Source organism: Pseudomonas sp. HMWF021 (assembly GCF_003061005.1).
Classification (GTDB): Bacteria; Pseudomonadota; Gammaproteobacteria; order Pseudomonadales; family Pseudomonadaceae; genus Aquipseudomonas.
This window is the reverse complement of the sequence record NZ_QAIK01000134.1, coordinates 1-1,784: the sequence shown is the minus strand read 5'-3', so window position 1 is coordinate 1,784 and position 1,784 is coordinate 1. Positions and strand designations below refer to the sequence as shown.

Below are 1,784 nucleotides of genomic sequence, written 5' to 3'. Positions count from 1 at the left end.
GTCTGGGCAGCTCCGACCACTGCCACCAAACCCGCCGCAGCCGACGCCGCGCCGAATGCGCCAACCTGGCCGCAAGTGATCACCAGCGGCAACGCCAAACTGACGGTGTACCAGCCGCAACTCGATAGCTGGGATGGCTACACCCTCAATGCCCGGGCGGCTGTAGAAGCCACCGGTACCGATGGCAAACCGACCTACGGGATTGTTCAGTTCAGCGCACACACCCTGGTCGACAAGGCCACGCGCTGGGTCGCGCTGGATCAGTACAAAATCATCAAGGCCGACTTCCCTGCCGACGCCGGTCACGCCAACGTCTGGCTCAGCGCATTGCAAAAAGATGCCGAAAGCCGCAAGAAAACCATTTCCCTCGATCAACTCGAAGCCGCTGTCGGCGTGCTGTCGGCCGAGCAGAAAGCCGACAGCGCACCACTGGAAAACACCCCGCCGGCGATCATCAGCTCCGACGTCCCCGCCCTGCTCGTCTACATCGACGGCGATGCGGCGTATCGCGCGGTCGAAGGCACCGGCCTGCAACGGGTGATCAACACTCGTCCGCTGTTGCTCAAGGACGCCGAAGGCAAACACTACCTGCATGTGTTCGATGGCTGGATGGTTGCTGATAGCCTGACCGGCAACTACACGCGCCTGGCCACACCGCCGGCCGATCTGGAGAAGGCCAAACAGGCAGCGATCCAGAGTCGCCAGGTCGATCTGCTGACGGGACAAAGTGATCCGAAAGACAAGATCCCCAGCCTGGCCAAACCGCCGCAACCAAAAATCTTTATCGCCACCACTCCCACCGAACTGATCGTCATCGAGGGGCCGCCACAATGGTCGCCAATTCAGGGCACCGGCCTGTTATTCGTGAGCAATACCACCGGACACGTCTTCAAGGAAATCGGAGATCAGAACAGTTACGTGCTGATCTCCGGACGCTGGTTTCGCGCCGCCGACATGAAGGGCCCGTGGACGTTTACGGCGGCGGACAAGCTGCCGGCAGACTTCGCCAACATCCCCGACGACAGCCCGAAAGAGAACGTCAAGGCGTCGGTCGCCGGTACTCCACAAGCCAAGGAAGCCGCGATCGCTGCGACCATCCCGCAAACCTCGGCCATCAGGAAAAGCGCAGTGAAAATGACCGCGCCACAGTTCGATGGCGAACCTCAGGTCAAAGCGATCAACAGCACACCGCTGCAGTACGTGGTCAACAGTGCCACCCCGATCATCCGCGTCGACGACAACAGCTGGTATGCGGTGGAAAACGGCATCTGGTTCACGGCCACGTCGGTGAAGGGGCCGTGGGTTGTCGCCAGTTCCGTACCGGCGGTGATCTATTCGATCCCGCCGAGTTCACCGATGCATTACCTCACCTACGTCAAAGTCTATGAATCCAGCGGCGATACAGTGGTGGTGGGCTACACACCCGGCTATCAAGGTTCGACTCTGGATCCGACTACCGGTGTGGTGGTCTACGGCACCGGTTATCCCTACACGCCGTGGGTCGGCAGCATGTGGTACGGGCCTCCGGTGACGTATGGTTTCGGCGTCGCGATCCGCTACACGCCGTGGACCGGCTGGACGTTCGGCTTCGGTTTCGGTTGGAGTTGGGGTGGCAGCACCGTGGCGATGGGCTGGGGCTGGGGCGCTTATCCGTGGTGGGGCAATTATGGCTGGGGTTATGCGTGGGGGCCGCACTTGTACCCTGCTCCATTGGCCTGGGGCGGGGCTGCCTATGGCTATCACGGAGGCGCCGTCGCCTGGGGGCCTGGTGGCTGGGCCGGCAC

1 protein-coding gene is annotated in these 1,784 nt (G+C 61.9%); it reads left to right on the top strand.

All coding sequences use genetic code 11. The annotated features are described in order from the left end of the window. The coding region (locus tag DBR18_RS18195) for an autotransporter (RefSeq protein WP_108591339.1) at positions 1-1,784 on the top strand (1,784 nt) is incomplete at both ends.